The organism is Aequorivita sinensis, assembly GCF_006346335.1.
GTDB lineage: Bacteria > Bacteroidota > Bacteroidia > Flavobacteriales > Flavobacteriaceae > Aequorivita > Aequorivita sinensis.
Genome location: NZ_VDMC01000001.1, coordinates 116,627 through 138,417, shown reverse-complemented (window position 1 = coordinate 138,417; position 21,791 = coordinate 116,627). Strand labels below are relative to the sequence as shown.

The 21,791-nt window shown below is 34.8% G+C and carries 21 protein-coding genes; 14 read left to right on the top strand and 7 right to left on the bottom strand.

Annotated elements, in window-relative coordinates:
• Positions 1 to 138 precede the first annotated feature (138 nt).
• A complete protein-coding gene (gene leuS, locus FHP04_RS00640) occupies positions 139 to 3,018 on the top strand; it encodes a leucine--tRNA ligase (RefSeq protein ID WP_139853901.1) in 2,880 nt (959 codons plus the stop codon).
• Between the two features lie 129 nt (positions 3,019 to 3,147).
• The gene (locus FHP04_RS00635) at positions 3,148 to 3,837 is read left to right on the top strand and encodes a zinc metallopeptidase (RefSeq protein WP_139853900.1); all 690 of its coding nucleotides are present in this window, start codon (positions 3,148 to 3,150) and stop codon (positions 3,835 to 3,837) included.
• A gap of 74 nt (positions 3,838 to 3,911) precedes the next feature.
• Here the strand turns inward: FHP04_RS00635 and FHP04_RS00630 are convergent, their stop codons facing one another.
• A complete protein-coding gene (locus tag FHP04_RS00630) occupies positions 3,912 to 5,285 on the bottom strand; it encodes a saccharopine dehydrogenase family protein (RefSeq protein ID WP_139853899.1) in 1,374 nt (457 codons plus the stop codon).
• 70 nt (positions 5,286 to 5,355) lie between these two features.
• On the opposite strand from FHP04_RS00630, the gene FHP04_RS00625 reads away from it, so the two are divergent.
• Together FHP04_RS00625 and pckA are read left to right on the top strand one after the other, a co-directional pair.
• On the top strand, positions 5,356 to 5,754 hold the full coding sequence (locus FHP04_RS00625; RefSeq protein ID WP_139853898.1) for a DUF423 domain-containing protein: 399 nt from the start codon (positions 5,356 to 5,358) through the stop codon (positions 5,752 to 5,754).
• 70 nt (positions 5,755 to 5,824) lie between these two features.
• Positions 5,825 to 7,426 (top strand): phosphoenolpyruvate carboxykinase (ATP), encoded by a 1,602-nt coding sequence (pckA, locus tag FHP04_RS00620; RefSeq protein WP_139853897.1) that lies wholly within the window; start codon positions 5,825 to 5,827, stop codon positions 7,424 to 7,426.
• Positions 7,427 to 7,499: 73 nt separating this feature from the next.
• Here the strand turns inward: pckA and FHP04_RS00615 are convergent, their stop codons facing one another.
• Entirely contained in the window at positions 7,500 to 8,249 is a 750-nt protein-coding gene (locus FHP04_RS00615) for a uroporphyrinogen-III synthase (RefSeq protein ID WP_139853896.1), read from the bottom strand.
• A gap of 36 nt (positions 8,250 to 8,285) precedes the next feature.
• Positions 8,286 to 8,939 (bottom strand): DUF4271 domain-containing protein, encoded by a 654-nt coding sequence (locus tag FHP04_RS14820; protein ID WP_158319097.1) that lies wholly within the window; start codon positions 8,937 to 8,939, stop codon positions 8,286 to 8,288.
• 115 nt (positions 8,940 to 9,054) lie between these two features.
• Between FHP04_RS14820 and FHP04_RS00605 the strand changes: the two genes are divergently transcribed.
• The 3 genes from FHP04_RS00605 to FHP04_RS00595 are packed head-to-tail and all read left to right on the top strand — an operon-like array spanning position 9,055 to position 11,541.
• Positions 9,055 to 9,804: a polyprenol monophosphomannose synthase gene (locus tag FHP04_RS00605; RefSeq protein ID WP_139853894.1), complete on the top strand. Its 750-nt coding sequence runs from the start codon at positions 9,055 to 9,057 to the stop codon at positions 9,802 to 9,804.
• Complete coding sequence (locus tag FHP04_RS00600) at positions 9,785 to 11,125, top strand: dihydroorotase (protein WP_139853893.1); 1,341 nt, start codon at positions 9,785 to 9,787, stop codon at positions 11,123 to 11,125. Before FHP04_RS00605 ends, FHP04_RS00600 begins: the two co-directional genes overlap by 20 nt.
• Complete coding sequence (locus tag FHP04_RS00595; protein ID WP_139853892.1) at positions 11,125 to 11,541, top strand: DUF4296 domain-containing protein; 417 nt, start codon at positions 11,125 to 11,127, stop codon at positions 11,539 to 11,541. Before FHP04_RS00600 ends, FHP04_RS00595 begins: the two co-directional genes overlap by 1 nt.
• Here the strand turns inward: FHP04_RS00595 and FHP04_RS00590 are convergent.
• Entirely contained in the window at positions 11,533 to 12,543 is a 1,011-nt protein-coding gene (locus tag FHP04_RS00590) for an NAD-dependent epimerase/dehydratase family protein (protein WP_139853891.1), read from the bottom strand. The genes FHP04_RS00595 and FHP04_RS00590 overlap by 9 nt on opposite strands.
• Before the next feature lie 264 nt (positions 12,544 to 12,807).
• Here FHP04_RS00590 and tyrS point away from each other — a divergent pair, with 264 nt between their 5' ends.
• Positions 12,808 to 14,106, top strand: a complete 1,299-nt coding sequence (tyrS, locus tag FHP04_RS00585; RefSeq protein ID WP_139853890.1) for a tyrosine--tRNA ligase — start codon at positions 12,808 to 12,810, stop codon at positions 14,104 to 14,106.
• A 179-nt stretch (positions 14,107 to 14,285) separates the two neighbouring features.
• On the opposite strand, the gene FHP04_RS00580 is transcribed toward tyrS, so the two are convergent.
• Both FHP04_RS00580 and FHP04_RS00575 read right to left on the bottom strand, forming a co-directional pair.
• Complete coding sequence (locus tag FHP04_RS00580) at positions 14,286 to 15,260, bottom strand: LuxE/PaaK family acyltransferase (RefSeq protein WP_139853889.1); 975 nt, start codon at positions 15,258 to 15,260, stop codon at positions 14,286 to 14,288.
• 88 nt (positions 15,261 to 15,348) lie between these two features.
• Positions 15,349 to 16,326 (bottom strand): T9SS type A sorting domain-containing protein, encoded by a 978-nt coding sequence (locus tag FHP04_RS00575; protein ID WP_139853888.1) that lies wholly within the window; start codon positions 16,324 to 16,326, stop codon positions 15,349 to 15,351.
• Between the two features lie 220 nt (positions 16,327 to 16,546).
• Here FHP04_RS00575 and FHP04_RS00570 point away from each other — a divergent pair, with 220 nt between their 5' ends.
• Together FHP04_RS00570 and FHP04_RS00565 are read left to right on the top strand one after the other, a co-directional pair.
• Positions 16,547 to 17,227, top strand: a complete 681-nt coding sequence (locus FHP04_RS00570) for a response regulator transcription factor (RefSeq protein ID WP_139853887.1) — start codon at positions 16,547 to 16,549, stop codon at positions 17,225 to 17,227.
• A gap of 64 nt (positions 17,228 to 17,291) precedes the next feature.
• A complete protein-coding gene (locus FHP04_RS00565) occupies positions 17,292 to 18,329 on the top strand; it encodes a sensor histidine kinase (RefSeq protein WP_139853886.1) in 1,038 nt (345 codons plus the stop codon).
• Here FHP04_RS00565 and FHP04_RS00560 read toward each other — a convergent pair.
• On the bottom strand, positions 18,303 to 19,370 hold the full coding sequence (locus FHP04_RS00560; RefSeq protein WP_139853885.1) for a glycosyltransferase: 1,068 nt from the start codon (positions 19,368 to 19,370) through the stop codon (positions 18,303 to 18,305). The genes FHP04_RS00565 and FHP04_RS00560 overlap by 27 nt on opposite strands.
• A 181-nt stretch (positions 19,371 to 19,551) precedes the next feature.
• Here FHP04_RS00560 and trmB point away from each other — a divergent pair, with 181 nt between their 5' ends.
• From trmB to FHP04_RS00540, 4 genes are all read left to right on the top strand, one after another.
• On the top strand, positions 19,552 to 20,226 hold the full coding sequence (gene trmB / locus FHP04_RS00555; protein ID WP_139853884.1) for a tRNA (guanosine(46)-N7)-methyltransferase TrmB: 675 nt from the start codon (positions 19,552 to 19,554) through the stop codon (positions 20,224 to 20,226).
• 38 nt (positions 20,227 to 20,264) lie between these two features.
• The gene (locus FHP04_RS00550; protein WP_139853883.1) at positions 20,265 to 20,891 is read left to right on the top strand and encodes a LysE family translocator; all 627 of its coding nucleotides are present in this window, start codon (positions 20,265 to 20,267) and stop codon (positions 20,889 to 20,891) included.
• 1 nt (position 20,892) lies between these two features.
• Positions 20,893 to 21,216: an MGMT family protein gene (locus FHP04_RS00545; RefSeq protein ID WP_139853882.1), complete on the top strand. Its 324-nt coding sequence runs from the start codon at positions 20,893 to 20,895 to the stop codon at positions 21,214 to 21,216.
• A 308-nt stretch (positions 21,217 to 21,524) separates the two neighbouring features.
• Positions 21,525 to 21,725: a hypothetical protein gene (locus FHP04_RS00540; RefSeq protein WP_139853881.1), complete on the top strand. Its 201-nt coding sequence runs from the start codon at positions 21,525 to 21,527 to the stop codon at positions 21,723 to 21,725.
• Positions 21,726 to 21,791: the final 66 nt, after the last annotated feature.

Below are 21,791 nucleotides of genomic sequence, written 5' to 3'. Positions count from 1 at the left end.
TTGCCGTAAAAATACAAGTAATTTTGCATCTTGCACTAAACAACGTTTAAAGTTTTGACTTTCGTACAATAGCAGTAAATTTGTGCCCAATCTCCTGAACATAAACAAGGGGCTGTTTTTTTACTTGAAACTAATAGAATGAGCAAATATCACTTCAACGAAATAGAAGCAAAATGGCAAGAATATTGGGCCAAAAACCAAACTTTTAAAGCTGAAAATACCAGTGGAAAGCCAAAATACTACGTTTTGGATATGTTTCCTTATCCTTCTGGAGCAGGACTTCACGTAGGACATCCACTTGGTTATATTGCTAGTGATGTTTACTCAAGATTTAAGCGTCATCAAGGTTTTAATGTTTTGCACCCGATGGGTTATGATTCTTTCGGACTTCCGGCAGAACAGTATGCAATTCAAACAGGACAACATCCAGCGGAAACCACAAAAGTGAATATTGAAGGTGGAGTTGATAAAAATGGAAATGAAATTGAGGGCTATCGCAAACAATTAGATAGAATTGGGTTTTCATTCGATTGGAGTCGTGAAGTTCGTACTTCAAACCCCGAATATTACAAATGGACCCAATGGATTTTCTTACAACTTTTTGAAAGTTGGTATGATAAAGATGTGGACAAAGCAAGTTCTATTGAAGAATTGCAAGATGTTTTTTCTACTGAAGGAAACAAGAGTGTAAATGCAGTTTGTGATGAAGATGTAGAGGTTTTCACTTCAGAACAATGGAAAGAGTTTTCTGAAACTAAGAAACAAGAAATCCTTTTAAAATACAGGCTTACATATTTAGCTGAAACAGAAGTAAATTGGTGTCCTGAGCTAGGGACTGTTTTGGCGAATGACGAAATTGTAAATGGTGTTTCTGAACGCGGAGGTTATCCTGTAGTCCGAAAAAAGATGAAGCAGTGGAGTATGCGAATTACTGCATATGCACAACGCCTATTAGACGGTCTTAAGGATATCGATTGGCCACAGCCTTTAAAAGATTCTCAAACCAATTGGATTGGAAGAAGCAAAGGAGCTTCTGTTAAGTTCAGAGTTATGAGTTCAGGGTCAGGAGAAAACTCACCATTTGAAATCCCAGTGTTCACAACCCGTCCAGACACAATTTACGGCGTGAGCTTTATGGTATTGGCACCTGAACACGAATTAGTTGCAGAAATTACGACTGATGAACAAAAAGAAGCAGTTGAAAATTACATAGCTGTTACAGCAAAACGCAGTGAGCGCGAGCGTATGGCAGATGTTAAAACCATCACAGGAGTTTTTACAGGAGCTTATGCAGAACATCCATTCTCAGGGGAGGCAATTCCTATTTGGATTGGGGATTATGTATTGGCTGGATATGGTACTGGTGCTGTAATGAGTGTTCCTTGTGGAGACCAACGTGATTATGATTTCGCAAAACACTTCAACTTACCAATTCCAAATATTTTTAAAGGAGTAGATATTTCAGAGGAAGCGTATTCCGATAAAGAAAATACAGTTATCACAAATAGTGATTTCTTAAACAACTTAAATCATAAACAGGCAACAGAAAAAATCATCGCTGCTTTAGAAGAAAAAGGAGTAGGTGAAGGTAAAATAAACTACCGTTTACGCGATGCAGTTTTTAGCCGACAAAGATATTGGGGAGAGCCATTTCCAATTTTCTACAAAGATGGAATGCCACAAGCAGTACCAACTGAATGTTTACCACTGCACCTTCCTGAAGTTGAAAAATACTTGCCAACCGAAGAAGGCGAGCCACCATTAGGCCGTGCAGAGAATTGGGCTTGGGATACAGAAAACGCTACTGTGGTTAGTAATAAACTTGTAGATAATAAAACTATTTTCCCTCTTGAGTTGAACACTATGCCTGGTTGGGCCGGGAGTAGCTGGTACTTCTTCCGTTATATGGAAGATGCCAAACGCAACGAAGTTTTCGCTTCTAAAGAAGCTATGGACTACTGGCAAAATGTAGACTTGTATATAGGTGGTAGCGAACACGCAACAGGACATTTATTATACAGCCGTTTTTGGGTGAAGTTTATGAGTGATCGCGGATTGGTGCCTGTAGAAGAACCATTTAAAAAGCTTATTAACCAAGGAATGATTTTGGGTGAAAGTGCGTTTGTTCATAGAATTGAAGGGGAAAACAAATTTGTAACTTCTTCCTTGGCAAAGGATTATGTAACACAGCCAATTCACGCAGATGTTTCACTAGTAAACATTCAAAACGAACTGAATATCTCTGCTTTTAAAAATTGGCGTGAAGAGTTCAAAAACGCAGAATTTATTACCGAAGAAGACGGAACTTTCAAAGTTTCTCGCGAGGTAGAGAAAATGTCTAAGTCTAAATACAATGTAGTTAATCCCGATGATATTTGCGAGCAGTACGGAGCTGATACATTAAGGATGTACGAAATGTTTCTTGGACCTCTAGAACAAGCAAAACCTTGGAATACTGCAGGAATTACAGGAGTACACGGTTTCCTTAAAAAATTGTGGAAGTTGTATCACTCTGGTGCAGATGAAAGCTTTAATGTTTCAGAAGATGCGGCGTCAAAAGACAGTATGAAAACGCTGCATAAAACAATAAAGAAAGTAGAAGAAGACATTGAAAACTTTAGTTTTAATACTTCTGTTTCATCTTTTATGATTGCAGTGAATGAGCTTTCAGCACAAAAATGTAATTCAAGAGAAGTATTAGAGCCTTTAGCTATTCTAATTTCACCTTATGCACCTCATATAGCAGAGGAGCTTTGGAATAAATTAGGTCATTCTGAAAGTATTGCTACAGTATCTTTCCCGAAGTTTGATGAAAAACATTTGGTTGAAAGCAGTAAAGAGTATCCTATATCATTCAATGGGAAAATGCGCTTTACCTTAGAGCTTTCTTTAGATTTAACGAAAGACGAAATAGAATCTGCCGTAATGTCACACGAGAAAACAGCTCAATATTTAGAGGGTCGTACGCCTAAAAAGGTGATAATTGTGCCTGGAAAGATTGTAAATATTGTAGGATAAATTTTTGCACGTTTTTTGATATATTGTTTTTGAAAACTTTGTGTCTTGTAGAATTACGAAGTAGATTTACAAAGCACAAGTTATAAAAGTTATAGAAAAAGAAACAAACAAACCTAAAACATTAAAATTATGATGGGATATTATGTAATTGCTGGGATTATCTTTTTGGTAAGCTGGTATGTTAGCAATAAGCTAAAAAGTAAGTTTAAAAAATACAGCAAGATCCATCTTCAAAATGGAATGAGCGGTAAAGAAATCGCTGAAAAAATGCTTGCCGATAATGGAATTACAGATGTAAGAGTTATCTCGGTTGCGGGACAATTAACAGATCACTACAATCCGGCAGATAAAACAATTAATCTAAGTGAGCCAGTTTATATGCAACGAAATGCTGCGGCTGCGGCTGTAGCTGCACACGAATGCGGTCACGCGGTACAGCATGCTACTGCTTATAGTTGGTTGCAACTTCGTTCTAAAATTGTTCCTGCAGTAAGTGTATCTAGTAAATTATCCAATTTTGTGATTATGGCTGGACTTATTTTATTTGCTACTGGTTCTGCTTTTGGAACTTGGGTATTTGGAATTGGTATAGCCTTATTTGCAGTGACTACTGCCTTTGCTTTTATTACACTTCCAGTGGAATTTGACGCTAGTAAAAGAGCGTTAGTTTGGTTGGAGACAAATAATATGGTGACACCACAAGAACACGAAGGTGCAAAAGATGCTTTAAAATGGGCGGCTAGAACTTATGTAGTAGCTGCAATTGGGTCTTTAGCAACCTTACTATATTTTATCTCAATATTCCTTAATAGAGATTAATATCAAACTATAAATAAACAATAAAAGCCTGCAAAAATGCAGGCTTTTATTGTTTATAGCTTTAGATAAAGTGATTATCCTAAGTGAAGGTTTTCTGGGTTGTAGCCTAAATACTTCACTTCTTCCTCTTTAAAAATTACACCGTGATCCTCAAGTTCTTTTAAGATTGGTTCGTAAACTTCTTTAGCAATAGGGCGCTGAACTCCAGGTGTAGTAATTTCACCGTTAAGAATTTTTATGGCGGCGATAGCAACAGGTAATCCTACTGTCTTTGCCATGGCGGTATGAGTTTGATCTTCACCAATTAAAGTCATATGACTGTCAATTTGATGCTTTTCCCCATTTAGTTCATAACCAAATTTGTGGTACATTACAATCATATCTTTATCTTCTTCAGATAAAGTCCATTTTTCCTCCAATATTTTTTGAAGAGCCATGGCAGGCGTAGCATTCTTAATACCAATAGTTTTCTTATCGTTGAAAATGTCTAATTCCTCAAGTTTTTCCCACATTAAATCGTCTTGATCGATTTTTAATGCATAGCGAAGCTTAAGTTCAACTGAATCTGTTGGAGAATAAGCTAAGAATAAATTCACGAAATCACGATAAGTTAAGTTTTCAGAGTCTGGGATGGTGTAAGTGTCATCCGTCATTCCAAGTTGAACAAACATATTCCAAGCTTTGCTAAAACCAACCCTTCTTATGGTTCCGCGATATAAAGTAAGAATGTCTTCAAGTCCATAAACAGATTGATATTGCAGTGAGTTTCTGTTTGCCAACACCTCAAATTTTCCATAGCCTTCAATATTGATAAATTCGGTTCTACGGAAAAGTCTGTGATAAGGGATGTATTTGTACTTACCTTCCTGAATAAATTCAGCCGCGCCACCTTGACCAGCTAAAACTACATTTCTCGGATTCCAAGTAAATTTATAATTCCACAGGTTATCATCACTTTCTGGAGCAATTAATCCACCGCAAAACGATTCAAAAAGAAGCATTTTACCACCTTTTGCTCTAATTCTGTCTATTATTTGCATGGCACTCATATGGTCAACACCAGGGTCAAGACCTATTTCATTCATAAAAATTAGTCCTTTTGCCTCAGCTTTAGGGTTAAGAGCTTGCATTTCTTTGCTCACATATGAAGCCGTAACCATGTTTTTTCCAAGCGCTAGGCAGTCTTTAGCTACTTCAATATGATAGCGAGCTGGTAACATTGAGATTACTAAATCACTGTTTTTAACAGCTTCTTTTCGTTGTGCGTCATTAAAAACATCTAGTAATATCCCTTTTGCATTTGGGTGATTTTGAATTAACTTCTTTGCAGATTGTACTGAAATGTCACCAATGGTTATAAAAAGATTTTCTTCTTCACTTTTGTCTAGCAAATACCGAATTAAACTTGTTGCTGATCTTCCTGCACCTATTATTAATATGTTTCTCATTGGGAGAGTTTTTTTGTTAACTTTGAAGTTTATTTAAGAAGGACGAAATTACTAATTCCAAATTTTAAAAATGACAGTTTTTGATAAAAATGTAGCTGCAACAGCCTCGATCATTTTAGCAATTACCATTGGTATTGGAGCATTCGGAGCGCATAGTTTAAAGGAAGTGTTAAATTCATCATCTCTCATAACTTTTGAAGTTGGAGTGCGTTATCAAATGTATCATGGCCTTGCAATTTTATTTTTAGGACTAGTTCCTTTAATACCGCAGCAGCTAAAAAAGAAAATATTTTGGTTATTTATTACGGGCATTATATTTTTCTCAGGGTCTATATATTTATTGTCTATGAATGAAATTCTATCATTTGATACATCGGTTATAGGTTTTATTACACCTATTGGTGGTTTATTGTTTATGGTAGGCTGGATTTTGTTAGCATTTGGAATTTTAACGTTAAAGAAGCGATAAATTTATTTTAAATTCAGAAGTCTGTATAAGAATTGTTATTTTTGTACACTTCAAAAAACTAAAACAAGTTATGGTGGGTAATAACCAAACTAAAAAAACGATTTCCATAGATGAATATGGAATCAAAAACGCAAAAGTTAAGTATCAACTTTCATCTCAAGAACTTCACGAGGAAACTTTACAAAAGGGCCAGGGGAAGGAATCTAGCACGGGTGCCCTAGCTGTTAATACTGGGGAATTCACAGGGAGATCTCCAAAAGACAGGTTTATTGTAAAAGACGATGTAACTCGTGATAAAGTATGGTGGGGAAATATAAATATTCCATTTCCACCAAGTATGTTTGACGCGCTTTACGACAAGGTTGTAGATTACCTTTCTGGTAAAGATGTATATGTTCGCGATAGCTATGCTTGTGCAGAAGAAGATTACAAACTTAACATCCGTGTAATTACTGAGACTCCATGGTCTAATATGTTTGCTCACAATATGTTTCTTCGTCCTACAGATGAAGAGCTTGCAAGCTTTGATCCAGAGTGGTTAATTGTAAATGCGCCAGGATTTATGGCAGACCCTGAAGTTGATGGAACACGTCAGCACAATTTTGCTATCTTAAACTTTACAAAAAAGATTGCACTTATTGGTGGTACTGGGTACACAGGTGAAATTAAGAAGGGGATTTTCTCTGCTCTTAACTTTATACTTCCTGTTTACAAAAATACCATGCCAATGCACTGTTCTGCCAATGTAGGAGAAGATGGTGAAACAGCTATTTTCTTTGGTCTTTCAGGAACAGGAAAAACTACACTTTCTGCAGATCCAGAGCGCAGATTGATTGGTGATGATGAGCACGGTTGGACAGCAGATAACAAGATCTTCAACTTTGAAGGTGGATGTTACGCAAAGGTTATTAACCTTTCTCAAGAAAACGAACCAGATATTTACAACGCAATTAAGCCTGGGGCTATTCTAGAAAACGTTGTGATGAATGATAAAGGCGAAGTAGATTTTGCCGATACAACTATCACACAAAACACGCGTGTAAGTTATCCTATTTACCATATTAATAATATTCAGAAGCCGTCTATGGGTGAAAACCCGAAGAATATTTTCTTCTTAACGGCTGATGCTTTTGGTGTGTTACCTCCAATTTCAAAATTAACTCCAGGACAAGCTGCTTACCACTTTATTAGTGGATACACTGCAAAGGTTGCTGGTACTGAAGAAGGGATTAACGAGCCAACACCGAGCTTCTCAGCTTGTTTTGGTGCGCCTTTTATGCCACTTCACCCTACAGAATATGCAGAAATGTTAAGTAAGAAGATGAAGGATTCTGGTGTGAATGTTTGGTTGATAAACACTGGATGGACTGGTGGTCCTTACGGAGTTGGAAACAGAATGAAATTAAAGTACACTCGTGCAATGATTGCTGCAGCACTAGAAGGTGAATTAAAAGGTGTTGAGTTTGAAAAACATCCAATCTTCAACTTAATGATGCCTAAATCTTGCCCTAATGTGCCTTCTGAAATCTTAAATCCGAAAGATACTTGGAAGAACAAAAAGGCTTATGATATTCAAGCTAAAGAACTTTCAAATTCATTTAAAGAGAACTTCTCAAAGTTCGAAGCCTATGCTAATGATGAGATTTTATCAGGTGCTCCAGCTTCAGAATAACTATTGAAATATACAGATACAAAAAAGGCTTACCATTTGGTAAGCCTTTTTTTTGCAATTAATCGAAGTAATATTATTTCTTATTATTAACTTCTTTTATATATTTCTCCAAGGCCATAGTCATAGATGGTGTTTCAGGTGTTGGAGCTTGTATGTCTACGCGTAAGCCTAACTCAGTAGCCGCTTTTACTGTAGTATTCCCGAAAACAGCAATACGAGTGTTGTTTTGCTTAAAATCTGGAAAGTTTTCGAATAATGATTCTATTCCGCTAGGGCTAAAGAATACCAAGATATCGTAATAAACATCGCGAAGATTAGATAAATCGCTAATTACTGTTTTGTAAAAAGTGGCTTCTTTCCAATCTACTTTAAGTTCATTTAGAACCGCTGGCACTTCAGGTTTTAATTTGTCTGATGTAGGTAATAAGAATTTTTCATTCTTATACTTCTTAATAAGAGGAGCTAGTTCTTGAAAAGTTCTTTGACCAACATATATTTTTCTCTTTCTATAAACCACATATTTTTGTAGGTAGTAGGCTACCGCCTCACTCTGACAAAAATATTTCATAGAATCTGGAACTTTGAATCTAAGCTCTTCTGCAATACGAAAAAAATGATCTACAGAATTTCGACTTGTAAGAATTAAAGCCGTGTATTTTGTAAGATCAACCTTTTGAGTGCGGACTTCTTTACTAGAAACGCCTTCAACGTGAATGAAAGGAACGAAATCTATCTTTACCTTTTGCCTCTCAATAAGGTCAAAATAAGGCGAGTTTTCAATTTTAGGCTCAGGCTGGGAAACCAAAATAGTTTTCACTTTCATAAGGAATTACGATTTTTTAATGAGACAAAATCCGATCTAAATAAACAATTTATAAAGGATTATATATGGTGCTATTTCAAGTGCGCAAAGATACAAAATAAAATATAAGAAATTACCTAATATTAAATCTCCATTTTTTTTATAACTGTATAACAGTACAATAGCGTTTAACACTAGTAGAATAAAGGTAAAGATGAATATTGAAGTAGCTGTTGGTGGGTAAATATAAAGGAAGAATAAATTGCCAATAAAGAATAAAATACCCAGATAGTTGCGATAACTAAGTTTTTGATACAAATAATTGTTGATAATCACGTCTAATGAAAAGATGTTCGCTATAATTTTTTCTAATGAAAATTTAATTAAAACAAACAAACTATAAGCAGTGCAAATTTGCACAAAAAGCCACTTATTGTTCTGAGCCTCAGAAGGATTGAATACGGTGTACAATATGTAAGCGAAAATTGAAACACTTATTATTTGCGTTACAAATAACAGCATGTTGAAAGGATGTTTTAACTCATCACTTTTTCCGTGTACAAAGAAATATTGATTGGTAATCGGGAGTAAAGAGAACTCTTGAAATCTTCGTGGATAAAAATATTTTGCAACGGCAAATAGAGCGAAGCAGCCAACAAGCAAAAATGTAGCCCAATCTGAAGAGATTATTATTCTTTCGCTAAATTCCACGCAATAAATTTTTAGCAAAGGTACGGTAAATTATAGTTTCAGATTAAAGCGTCAAATAGAATTATCTTCACAATTATTTGATCAAAAAAGGGTACATTTGCGCTAAAATTGCAGTATGTCTAAGGCGTTAGTAGTGGTGCCAACCTACAATGAAATTGAAAATATAGAGCGACTTTTGCGCACTATATTTTCATTACAGCGCGAATTTCACGTTTTGGTTGTGGATGACAACTCCCCTGACGGTACAGCACAGGTGGTAGAAGCAAATTTTGATACTTACCCCGAAAAACTTTTTATTTTAAAACGTACAAAGAAAACAGGTTTAGGTTCGGCATATATTGCAGGGTTTAAATGGGGATTAGCTAATAATTACGATTATATCTTTGAGATGGATGCCGATTTTTCGCATAATCCAAACGATTTAATTCGCTTGTACAATGCTTGCCATAAAGACGGTAACGATATGGCTATCGGTTCGAGGTATGTTACTGGTGTAAACGTGGTAAATTGGCCAATGAGCAGAGTTTTGCTTTCTTGGTTAGCTTCAAAATATGTACGTCTTATCATGGGAGTAGATATTTATGATACTACGGCTGGTTTTATTTGTTATAAAAGAGAAGTACTGCAAAAAATAAATCTGAACAACATACGTTTTGTGGGATACGCATTTCAAATTGAAATGAAGTTTAAGGCCCACCTAAGTAATTTTAAAATAACAGAAGTACCGGTAATTTTTACCGATAGAACAAAAGGCGAATCAAAAATGAGTTCAGGAATAATTTCTGAAGCTATTTTTGGTGTAATTGCAATGAAACTCAAAAGTGTATTTAATAGAAAAAAATTCAATGAAAGCAGTTTTAATTAAGAATGCGAATATTGTAAATGAAGGGAAAATCTTTAAAGGCGATGTGCTTGTAAATGATGGACGAATTACGGAGGTGTCGGAAACAATCAGTATGAAAACTGCCGACACTAAAATCATTGATGCTGACGGGAGCTATTTATTGCCAGGGATGATTGATGACCAAGTACATTTTAGAGAACCAGGGTTAACACATAAAGCAAATATTGAAACTGAGTCTAAAGCCGCAGTTGCTGGAGGTATTACTTCATTTATCGAAATGCCAAACACAGTTCCTCAAGCTACAACGATCGATTTGCTGGAAGAAAAGTTTGAGATAGCTTCTAAAACTTCTTGGGCTAACTATTCGTTTATGTTTGGTGGAACAAACAATAACTTGGAAGAAATTCTAAAAGTAGACCCTAAAAAAGTTGCAGGGTTAAAACTGTTTCTTGGTTCTTCAACAGGAAATATGTTGGTAGACGATCCAAAAATATTAGAAGAAATTTTCAGCAAAACCAATTTGCTAATTTCTGCACATTGTGAGGATGAAGAAACTATCAAACAAAATTTAGAAAAATATAAAGCCGAATACGGTGAGGATATTCCAATTGAAATGCATCCAAAAATTAGAAGTGAGGAGGCTTGTTATATTTCATCGTCTAGAGCAATAAAACTCGCCCAAAAAACTGGAGCAAGACTTCATGTATTTCACGTTTCAACAGAAAAAGAAACCCATCTCTTTAGCAATAAAAAGCCATTGGCAGAAAAGAAAATTACAGCCGAAGTTTGTGTGCATCACTTATGGTTTACAGATGAGGATTATAAAAGCAAAGGCACAAAAATTAAATGGAATCCTGCTGTAAAAACTCAAAAGGATAAGGATGGATTGCTAAAAGCACTTTTGGATGATCGCATAGATGTAATCGCAACAGACCATGCGCCACATACCTTAGAAGAGAAAAACAATAACTATTTAAACGCGCCTTCAGGTGGACCTTTGGTGCAGCACGCCTTAGTAGCGTTGTTGGAGCTATATCACCAAGGAAGAATATCTCTTGAGAAAATTGTTGAGAAGACAGCTCATAATCCGGCGATATTGTTTCAAATAAAAGAACGTGGTTTTATTCGCGAAGGTTACAAAGCCGATTTAGTTCTTGTTGATTTGAATTCACCTTGGAATGTAAAAAAAGAAAATATTCTTTATAAATGTGGTTGGTCACCTTTTGATGGGAAAATCTTTAAATCACGAGTTACTCATACCTTAGTGAATGGTATTGTAGTTTACGAAAACTCAAAATTTCCAAACAAAAGCAACCCAGAAAGACTTACTTTTAATAGATAATGAAACAATCACTCATTTTAATATTTGTCGTTATAAGTGCTTTGGGCTGTCAGGATGTTAATATACCTGAAAAGCCTGAAAACCTCATTGCTAAAGATAAAATGATTGATATTCTTAAGGAAACTTATCTAATTAATGCGGCTAGAAGTGTAAATAACAAGGCGATTATTTCAAAAGGTATAAAAATAGATTCTATGATTTATGCTAAGTATCAAATTGATAGTTTACAGTTTGCAAAAAGTAATGCGTATTATGCTTCCGATATAAATAGTTATATGATAATGATTCAAAAAGTAGAAAGTGAATTATTATCTATGCGGGAAGAAATGGATAGCATTATTAAGTTAGATAGGGCGAGAAGAGATAGTATTAGTGAAAGATTAAATTCGGCTAATAAAGTCGACAGTTTAAATTGATGCTTGTTTAATTTCAGTTACAATTCTTTTTAGTGTTTCATCGGTTGGTGTGTACTTAAAATCGAATTGATCTCTTAGTTTATCTGTATTGTAGGTAGTATTGGTAAACATAGACAAGACATTAGCTTTTACAACTTTTCTCTTGGTGTTAAAAAGCTTATTCAGTAGCCAGTCTATTCCGCTAATAAATAACATAATTCCTTTAGAAAGTTTCTTTGTTGGTGGTTTTTTTTCAAATAGTACAGCTAGTTTAGATAACAATTCTTTAAAGGTAATGTTTTTACCTACTAAAATATACTGTTCATTCTTAACCTCAGAATTCATCAAGAAGATCATTGCGCGCACTACGTCTTTTATGTCTACAATTCCCATCGATCCACTAGGGTAAAAAGGAATTCCTTTTGCGCCTAAACCTACTATAACTCCGCTACCATCATTATTTGGGGAAGTACCGAGGATTACTCCGGGATTAACTATTACGGCATCCAAGCCTTCCTGAGTACCACGCCATACTTCCATTTCGGCACCGTATTTCGTAATAGCGTAAACGCTGTTTTTCTCATCAGAATTCCATGGAGTTTCTTCAGAGATAAAACTATCAATTATATTGCTACCTAAGGTAGAAACTGAACTCACATAACATAACTTCTTTACATCGTTTGCAAGAGAAAGATTTACAATATTGGCTGTGCCTTCAATATTTACTTTTTTGAGAAGTTTGTATTCTGAAGAGTCGAAGCTGATTATTGCGGCACAATGATAAACACGTTTGATATTTTTAAAAGCTTCTGTTAGTGCAGGAATATCGTTTACACTTGCTTCTACCCATTCAATTTTATTGTAAAGTGAATCAGCTTCAGATGTGTATAAGGAAAAGATTTTTTTTACAGAGTTTAAATCGCTTTTCGCTCTGTGAATTGCTCGCACTTTTTCATTTTCCTGTAAAAGAAAATATAAAAGATGTGAGCCTACTAAACCTGTACCACCAGTAACTAAAATCATAAAGCTAAAATAGTCAAAAGGAATTCGAATTCGAAATTCAATTTCATTTATGTTTATAGTACAATTGAAACAACTTTTTAAAAGGAAAATAGCTTCTTGTGTAATAAATATTTGCTGTTAGTTTCCGAAGTGAATAGCTTTCTACATGCTTATTATAACATAACTAATTCAAATTATAAATCTTGAACATTGAATCTTTAAACGATAAACGTATCTTTGCACCCTTAAATTCCGCAACAAAGCACTGTACAAAAAAAATACAAAATGAAGCTAAAAAATTTCGTTGAAGAACTACAATGGCGAGGCATGATACACGATGTAATGCCAGAAACTGAAGAGCACCTTATGGAAACCATGCGTTCTGCGTATGTTGGATTTGACCCAACTGCAGATTCGTTACACATTGGGAATCTTGTTCCTATTATGCTTTTGTCGTTTTATCAACGTTGCGGACATAGACCTGTTGCTCTAGTTGGTGGGGCTACAGGAATGATTGGGGATCCTTCAATGAAGAGTAGCGAACGAAATTTGCTAGATGAAGAAACCTTAAAAAGGAATCAAGAAGGTGTTAGAAATCAACTATCACAATTCCTAGATTTTACTTCTGGAGCTGAAAATCAAGCTGTGCTTGTTAACAATTACGATTGGATAAAAGAATTTTCTTTCCTTGATTTTATTCGTAACGTAGGTAAGCATATCACCGTAAATTATATGATGGCTAAAGATTCTGTAAAAACTAGATTGAGCGGTGAGAGTGCCGATGGTCTATCGTTTACAGAATTTACTTACCAATTGATTCAGGGATATGATTTTGTTCATTTGAACAGAAATTTAGACTGTACCTTACAAATGGGAGGTAGCGATCAATGGGGAAATATTACAACTGGTACCGAGCTTTTAAGAAGAATGGACAGTACAAAAGGCTACGCTCTTACGTGTCCGTTGATAACAAAGAGCGATGGAACTAAATTTGGAAAAAGTGAAGGCGGCAATGTTTGGCTTGACGCTAATAAAACGTCACCTTACAAATTTTATCAATATTGGTTAAATACTAGTGATGAAGATGCTGAAAAATACATTAAGGTTTTCACGTTCTTAGATAAAGAGACTATTGAGACTATAATTGCTGAACATAGAGAAGCACCACATATGCGTTTGCTTCAGAAAAGATTGGCTCAAGAAGTTACAACTACAGTGCACAGTGAAGAAGAGTTTGAAAATGCAGTAAAAGCTTCAGAAATTTTGTTTGGTAAATCTACTTCAGAAGATCTAAAACAATTAAATGAGCAAACATTTCTTGATGTTTTCGACGGAGTGCCTCAAGCTGAAATATCTAAGGAAGACATTAAAAATGGAGTAGACATTATCGGCGCATTAGCTGAAAAAACAGGGTTTTTAAAATCCAATGGTGAAGCTCGTCGCGCTTTAAAAGAAAATTCAATTTCAGTTAACAAAGAAAAAGTTTCAGACAACTTTACTGTTACTGAAAACGATTTGATTAACAATCAATTTGTTCTTTTACAAAGAGGTAAGAAAAATTACTTTATTATAAAAGTGGTATAAACTCTAAGCGGTTTGAGTTAATTCTACAAAATTAAAAATCCCCTGCATTGAATGCACGGGGATTTTCAGATTAACTAACCAACCAAATTATGAAAAATCATCACTTTTTCATAGAGGATATGTCGTAACGTTTTAGAGTTACTTACGTTTGCATATAATAAAATAATGTTAAAAAATAATTAAAAAACCATCAGGTTACAACCACGCACATCGCTGTTGTCGAAACGTCCTATAACTTCGAAGGTATCGTCACGAAAAGTCTTCCCTAAGTCTTGTGTGGCAATAAAGGAACAGGAGTAAAGATTGGCAAGATCGATTACATTTATACCTCCGGTTTTTTCAATGGTATAGGTAAGCGCATCTTCAGTGTCGCGAGTTAAAATTTTCATCCAAGGCGGACAAGAAAAAACACCATCCCCAACAGAATAGGCCTGTGAAAGTAATTCAGTCATCCCGTATTCACTGTGAATTTTTTCTACTTCAAAGCCATTTTTTAAGATTTGGTGTAACTCCTCTTTTATCATTTCTTTCCTTCTGCCTTTCATGCCTCCTGTTTCCATAACAATAGTATTCTTTAATTGAAATTTTCTTTTTTCAATTAAATCCAACAAAGCGTAAGACACACCTATAAGAATTGTTTTTTGCTCTCTTTGTTCTAGAAACTCAAGCTTCTCAATTAGTTTATCAGTTTCATAAAGGTAGAAACCGCTATTAGGATTGTTACTCTTATTAATTAAATCTTCTACCATATAAATAAGGGAAGATCCTTCTCGCTCCAAATATGAGGGAAGAAGGGCCAATATGGTATAATCTTCTGGATTTCCGTATTGATTTTTAAAAGCCTTTAAGAAACTTGTTTCGTACAATTTTAAACTTCCAACATAATGCTTACTCGTGATGCTTCCAGTAGTTCCACTACTTGTAAATACTGTTTCTTCAATTGAGTTTGTAGCAATTATCTTGTGGCTTTTGAAAAACTGAATAGGAAGAAACGGAATTTCTTTTAAAGATTCTACTTCTGAAGAGTTTACATTTAGGTGCTTACAAAACTTTTGATATACCTCTATATTTTCATATTGAAAGCGGAAGACATCCAATGCAATTTTCTCAAATTCTTCGGGAGAAGTGATATTGAAAATTTCCTTTTCGAGCATATTATTAAGAGAGTAAATTTTTTCAAAAATAGATAAATAAAAAAGCCCTTGCCATAACAAGAGCTTTAAAAGTTCAATTCCCGTAGCTTTATCTAACGATAAGCTTTTTAGTAGTGGAGTCCTTTCCTTGTTCAATATTCAAAATATAAACACCGCTGTTTAAATTAGATATATCAAGCCTATCGCCTTTTATTGTTGTTGATAGTATTTCTTTACCTAATATATCATAGATGGTGATTTTTTTATTTTCATACAGATTCGATGTTATGTAGATATATCCTTTCTCTGCAGGATTCGGGTAAATGTTGGCTTTATACTTTGAAAAATCTTTTACACCTATCGCGCCATCAAAAACAATATTATCAAACCAAAACGATTCTGAAGTAGCATTATTTCTTCCTTCAATAACCAATTGTACAATAGTATCTGGAGATAGTTGCGCTTCTACGGTTTGCCATTGAAGTAAATATTCGCCAATGGAAGAGTCGAAGGGAACGAAGTCGTCAAGATTGCTTCCTGTTGAATTAAATAAATCAATTTCAGCTTGATTGGTTAAATCCTTCACAAAGATTCTAAGTCTATCGTGACCAGATTCGTTAATAGTTCCGTCACCTTCATAATTCCCTTTGGTAGGATTACTATTAATAGATAAAAGAAAATCAACAAAAACCACAGGTGCAGATACACCCGATAAATCAACTTCGTCAAACTTTAAAATAAAGTTCCCATCGGTATCACTCATTCTATACCCGTTAGCACCATCTGTAAAAGTTACGGTTGATGAAGGTTTAGTTTTGGTTACACCAACGTAATCTCCATCGGTAGAACCAACTCCTGGAGTGTCGTATGGAATATATGAGGCTTTAAAACCAAGCTCAATCCCGGTACTTGTAAAGTTGACAAGAGGTTCATTGGCATTGTTAATCAAGTCGTGTGCAACATTGGGGTCGCCTGTATCTGTGTATTTCCCAGCAAATACCTCTGGCTCTTCAAAGCTAGTACTTGCTATTTGAGAAAAAGTTACAACACTAACGAGGAGTGCGGCAAATAAAGTAATTTTTTTCATGGCAAGAGATTTTATATTGATTAGTAAATATACAAAATAATTTAATTAAATATCTGAAAATCAGTAAGTTGAGGTTATTTTTAAAATTATTTTGATTTATGTCGCTACTTAAGCAATATGTTATCTTAAGGTTATCTTATAGTTAACAATAAACGTGCTAAAGTTATCCTGCGATTAATAATAGTATCTTTACAGCATCAAAAAACAACTGGTTTTAAGTATGAAAAAAAAGGATATAACAATTTTATTAGTAGATGACGAACCAGATATTCTTGAAATAGTGCGATACAATTTAGCCCTAGAAGGATATAAAATTGAAACAGCAGAAAATGGTGTTGAGGCAATCGATAAGGCTAAAAAAGTAAAGCCTCAGCTTATCATTATGGATGTTATGATGCCTAAAATGGATGGCATTGAGGCGTGCGAAAAAATAAGATCTATTCCAGATTTATCAGAAACAGTGATTACGTTTTTAAGCGCTCGCGGTGAAGATTTTTCTCAAGTTGCTGGTTTAGACGCTGGAGCAGACGATTATATTACAAAACCTATAAAGCCAAAGGTTCTTGTAAGTAAAGTAAAAGCTTTGCTACGCAGGTTTAAGGATGAGGAAGAAAGCGATAAAATGAAATTAGGTGACCTTGTTATCAATCGCGAAGAGTATAAGATCTTGCTAGGAAAAGAAGAGATAATGCTACCGAAGAAAGAATTTGAACTCCTGGCACTACTTGCATCAAAACCAGGTAAAGTGTTTAAGCGTGAGAATATTTTAGATAGTATTTGGGGAAATGACGTTATAGTAGGAGGTCGAACTATTGATGTACACATTCGAAAACTTCGCGAGAAAATAGGCGACGAAAGGTTTAAAACAGTTAAAGGTGTTGGTTATAAATTCGTTATTTAAAACACCTATTGTTATCTTCTTTTCTTTAATTTAATAGTTTGAAAAGATAACCGAACTCCTATAGATGAAAATTTCAAAAAAATATAGATTTGCTGCGTCCACAGCATTTTTGATAGCGCTATTCTCAGTTTTGGGATTGGTTGCGTTTCAATATGTTTTAAAGGAAAGCATTTCGGGTTGGTTACTGCTTTATTTTGTAATTCTATTTTTCATTTCGTATATAATTCTTCAGTATCGTGTTGAAAAATTTATTTATCTGCGAATAAAGAAAATTTACAAGGATGTAAGTGTTTTATACGAAAAGGACTTTCCACAACCTTCTGTGACTACAGATTTGGAAGGCTTAACTAAGGAAGTTGAACGCTATGTAAACGATAAAAAAACCGAAATAGAATCCTTAAATATTCGTGAGAATTACCGAAAAGAATTTATGGGTAATGTTTCTCACGAGCTAAAAACCCCATTGTTTACAGTTCAAAGTTATATTCTAACGTTGTTAGACGGAGCGTTAGACGATAAAAAAGTACGTAAAGAGTATCTTAAAAGGGCTAGTAAAGGAGTAGAAAGACTTGCTTATATCGTAAATGAACTCGATATGATTGCAAAGTTGGAAATAGGGGGGCTTGTTCTTAAAAAAGAGGATTTCAATATAATAGAGTTAGTTCAAAGTATATTCGACTTATTAGAAATGAAAGCCGCGAAGAAGAATATTTCTCTGGTTTTTGATAAGGAATACAAAGAACCCATTATTGTAAATGCCGATAAGGAAAGGATTGAACAAGTGCTAACAAACTTAATTGTCAATTCAATTAAATATGGTAGGAAGGAAGGTACTACCGAAGTAGGCTTTGATAATATCGGTAAAAATAAAATTCTATTAAGGATTACCGATAATGGAGAAGGGATTTTACAAGAAAACCTAAAGCGAATTTTTGAACGTTTTTACAGAGTAGATAAAAGTGGTTCTAGAAAAGAGGGTGGAAGTGGACTAGGACTTTCTATTGTAAAACACATTGTTGAGGCTCATAAAGAAAAGATTTATGTAGAAAGCCAATACGGAATAGGATCGGAGTTTTCATTTACGCTCGAAAAGGGAAAATAATTCTGAATAATTAATAGGCTGTTGGACTATTTGCTCCAAGCCTTTATAGTTTTCTACTGCATCAAGTTTATCCAAAGAAAAATTTTTCTGCTTACAAGAAGGGGCGATTCCAAGATTCTTTAACCGATTCGCCAAATATTTCTGTTCGTATTGTCCAGGTGTCGGAATAAAATATGCTTTTTTTTCTAATACCGTTAAGTCCATTAATGTAGTGTAGCCAGATCGCGAGATAACTAATTTGCTTGAATTAATAGCATCTTCAAGTTCATTACTCATCATAAAATTTACTGTTTTTATATTTTCGAAATCTTGCCATACTTGTTCATTTTCTATAACACCTCGCACCATTAAAACATTCTTATCAGTTTTTTTAAATGTCTGTTTTAATTTCTCTTCAAAAATTGAGCGTTGAGGTTCCGGACCAGAAATAAGGACCAAAACATCGGTGGTTTTAGGTAGCTCGTTTTTCATCATTCTGCTAGAGATACCAATGTATTTTATTGGAAAAGGATGGCGTTTTAAATGTCCTAATTTCCCGCTGAGGTTCATGATTAAATCATCTACATCTGGTACCCAGCAAACATCAAATTTCTTGATAATCTTTTGGTGGATTTTACTGCTTAAATAAGAAGTGCCTCCCGACAATACGTTTAATTGGTGTGTTATAAATACGGAAGGAACCCCTGCGTTTCTTACACCGAACCTATTGTCGCTTATAATTCCATTTATTTTTCCAGAATCTACTAAATTTTTTACAATTCGCTTTTCCGCTGCAATTGCTTTTTGAATTCGAGGAAGTTTTAGAAACATCTTCCACTTAAAATGACTACCTTTTTTGGGGTAGGTGATGTTGTATGAAGGTAGGTTTAACGATTCAAGAAGTGGAAATTCTTTTTGGAGAATTTTCAGAGCTTCTCCATCCGAAGCAATTAACACATTGTAATTGTATTCTAGCAGTGCGCGGATAATGAGGATACACCGTGTAGCGTGCCCAAGTCCCCAATTTAATGGAGCCACTAATATTGTGTTGTTTTTCCGCATAAAACAAAGGTAGCAATAATTGCCGCGAAGTTATATTTCATTAATTTTGTCAACCTGCAAGGGAACAGCTTATGGTTTACACGTTTGTGTTTATCAAAGTTACAGTTCGGGCAGGAAATAATCGGGTAAATCCAATAAAGGCTAGAAACCCAATATTCAATAACTCATAACTTTATAAACATTGGGAAGTAAAAATAAACTGAAGCGCTTTAGAGAAAATGAAACTTTTGATAATGTGGTGCAACCCTCACGAGAAGAGGTAATAGGCGATTTACTTAAGCTTAAAGGTAACTGGTGTAAAAATTTCTTTAAAAACGATAACCCTTTGGTGTTAGAACTCGGTTGTGGGAAAGGAGAGTATTCGGTAAGTCTTGCAAAACTAAATCCTAAAACTAACTTCTTAGGAATAGATATTAAAGGAGCCCGTTTTTGGCGCGGTGCAAAAAGTGCCTTGGAAGAAAACCTAGACAACGTTGGTTTCCTACGCACCCAAATTGAACTTGTTGATCATATTTTTGAGGAAAATGAAGTAGATGAAATTTGGATTACGTTTCCAGATCCGCAAATAAAATACAAGCGTACTAAGCACAGATTAACCAACGAAGATTTTTTAAATAAATATAAAAAGATATTAAAGCCAGGGGGAGTAGTACACTTAAAAACCGACAGTGAATTTATGCACGGTTACACTCTTGGTTTGCTTCACGGGCTACGTGAAACTATTGAATATGCACATCACGATGTATATGGAAGTGATGGAGCGCCAGAAGCAGTTACTAATATTCAAACTTTTTACGAAAATCAATATTTAGAGAAAGGAAAGAAGATAACCTACATTAGATTCAAATTTCGTTAGAAATAAAATTAGTATATTCACAAAAAGAACACCCCTGAATGACATTAGTTTACAATTTTTTAATAGGATTTCTAGGGTCGTTTTTAGGTGTTTTGCCTCCTGGGTTAATAAATATGTATGCTGCTAAAATTAGCATGAAGGAAGGCAGAAAACGAGCTTTTCTTTTTTCTTTAGGTGTGTGTATTACTGTAATGACTCAAACGTATATAGCGCTTATCTTAGCGCGCTATATAGAGCAACACCCCGAAGTGGTAAGCATGCTTCAGAAAGTGGCTTTAGGTATATTTATTAGCCTTACCATTTACTTCTTTTTTATTGCGAAAGATACTCGCCGGGAGATTCGCGACCGCGAGCACAATTCTAAAAGGAATAGATTTTTCTTAGGAATTTTTATTGCAATGCTAAATTTACTGCCGCTACCATATTGGATGTATCTAAGTATAACTTTTTCTGCTTTCGAGTTATTCTCCTTTTCACAACTCGAAATTTGGATGGCAGTTATTGGTTCGGGAATAGGAACTTATTCTAGTCTTGCCTTATACGTTCAGTTTTTTAGACCTAAGGAACATTCTAAAAAATTGAGTTTGAATATGAATTATGTAATCGGATTGGTAACTGCAGCCATTTCTATTATTACCTTATTTAAAATTTTAAGAGAAATCTAGAATGTCTGATACAGGCTTTTTTGAAAAAGTTTATCAAGTTACGGCACTTATCCCATACGGACGGGTAACTTCATACGGAGCTATTGCAAATTACTTAGGAGCATCAAGAAGCGCGCGGATGGTAGGATGGGCATTAAACAATAGCAACAAAGCTGAAGTGCCCGCACATAGAGTTGTAAACAGAAAAGGACTGTTAACAGGGAAACACCACTTTAAAGGCACTAACTTAATGCAACAACTTCTGGAAAGTGAAGGCGTTGTAGTGGTTGATAATCAAATTCAAGATTTTGATGAAATTTTCTGGGATCCAGGGAAGGAGTTGTAGGTTTTTGATAACGATTAGTAGCAATTGTTTCTAAATCTATATCTTTTTCATAAGTTGCTTTATAAACAACTCGACACCTGCAACCTTTTTGCAACCCTTTTTAATCTATTAGAAACTATTTTATAGAGTATTCTATTTTATTTATTCTCATTTTGTATCTTGTTAAAGTGATATTAAACTTTTAAAAGATTAAGTTATGAGCGATTCTTTTTTTCCTTTATAATGGATTTAGGCCTTATGTTCCAGAGGATAATTTAAAAGAATATGACAAGGCATATTTTAGTAAAAAGCGTCATTCAGTCAAATTTATGACTGAATTGATAATCCAAAATGTGGACCTTAAACATTATCATAAAAACCCTCTTAAACCCGAAGATGGTTATCTGTTTAATTTCTTTTTATTTGAATATTCTCAGAAAAATACTGAACTAGTGAAAGCTTTAAAGGAGTTCAGAAATACCCCCACCACTATAGAGCGTAAATTTCTATTTAAACGCACAGCTTATTAAAAGTGTTGCACACCAATATGCCTCTGTTCCCGCGCGATTACATCGCGTGGCTCCCTGTAGCCTTCA

Excerpts from the sequence above, each read along its gene's own strand:
- FHP04_RS00625 (WP_139853898.1), top strand. The coding sequence starts at position 5,356 with ATGACAGTTTTTGATAAAAATGTAGCTGCAACAGCCTCGATCATTTTA.
- FHP04_RS00540 (WP_139853881.1), top strand. The coding sequence starts at position 21,525 with ATGACTGAATTGATAATCCAAAATGTGGACCTTAAACATTATCATAAA.
- FHP04_RS00575 (WP_139853888.1), bottom strand. The coding sequence starts at position 16,326 with ATGAAAAAAATTACTTTATTTGCCGCACTCCTCGTTAGTGTTGTAACT.
- FHP04_RS00545 (WP_139853882.1), top strand. The coding sequence starts at position 20,893 with ATGTCTGATACAGGCTTTTTTGAAAAAGTTTATCAAGTTACGGCACTT.
- FHP04_RS00595 (WP_139853892.1), top strand. The coding sequence starts at position 11,125 with ATGAAACAATCACTCATTTTAATATTTGTCGTTATAAGTGCTTTGGGC.
- FHP04_RS00635 (WP_139853900.1), top strand. The coding sequence starts at position 3,148 with ATGATGGGATATTATGTAATTGCTGGGATTATCTTTTTGGTAAGCTGG.
- FHP04_RS00605 (WP_139853894.1), top strand. The coding sequence starts at position 9,055 with ATGTCTAAGGCGTTAGTAGTGGTGCCAACCTACAATGAAATTGAAAAT.
- FHP04_RS00615 (WP_139853896.1), bottom strand. The coding sequence starts at position 8,249 with ATGAAAGTGAAAACTATTTTGGTTTCCCAGCCTGAGCCTAAAATTGAA.
- FHP04_RS00580 (WP_139853889.1), bottom strand. The coding sequence starts at position 15,260 with ATGCTCGAAAAGGAAATTTTCAATATCACTTCTCCCGAAGAATTTGAG.
- pckA (WP_139853897.1), top strand. The coding sequence starts at position 5,825 with ATGGTGGGTAATAACCAAACTAAAAAAACGATTTCCATAGATGAATAT.
- FHP04_RS00570 (WP_139853887.1), top strand. The coding sequence starts at position 16,547 with ATGAAAAAAAAGGATATAACAATTTTATTAGTAGATGACGAACCAGAT.
- FHP04_RS00590 (WP_139853891.1), bottom strand. The coding sequence starts at position 12,543 with ATGATTTTAGTTACTGGTGGTACAGGTTTAGTAGGCTCACATCTTTTA.
- FHP04_RS00600 (WP_139853893.1), top strand. The coding sequence starts at position 9,785 with ATGAAAGCAGTTTTAATTAAGAATGCGAATATTGTAAATGAAGGGAAA.
- FHP04_RS00550 (WP_139853883.1), top strand. The coding sequence starts at position 20,265 with ATGACATTAGTTTACAATTTTTTAATAGGATTTCTAGGGTCGTTTTTA.
- tyrS (WP_139853890.1), top strand. The coding sequence starts at position 12,808 with ATGAAGCTAAAAAATTTCGTTGAAGAACTACAATGGCGAGGCATGATA.
- FHP04_RS00630 (WP_139853899.1), bottom strand. The coding sequence starts at position 5,285 with ATGAGAAACATATTAATAATAGGTGCAGGAAGATCAGCAACAAGTTTA.
- FHP04_RS00560 (WP_139853885.1), bottom strand. The coding sequence starts at position 19,370 with ATGCGGAAAAACAACACAATATTAGTGGCTCCATTAAATTGGGGACTT.
- leuS (WP_139853901.1), top strand. The coding sequence starts at position 139 with ATGAGCAAATATCACTTCAACGAAATAGAAGCAAAATGGCAAGAATAT.
- FHP04_RS00565 (WP_139853886.1), top strand. The coding sequence starts at position 17,292 with ATGAAAATTTCAAAAAAATATAGATTTGCTGCGTCCACAGCATTTTTG.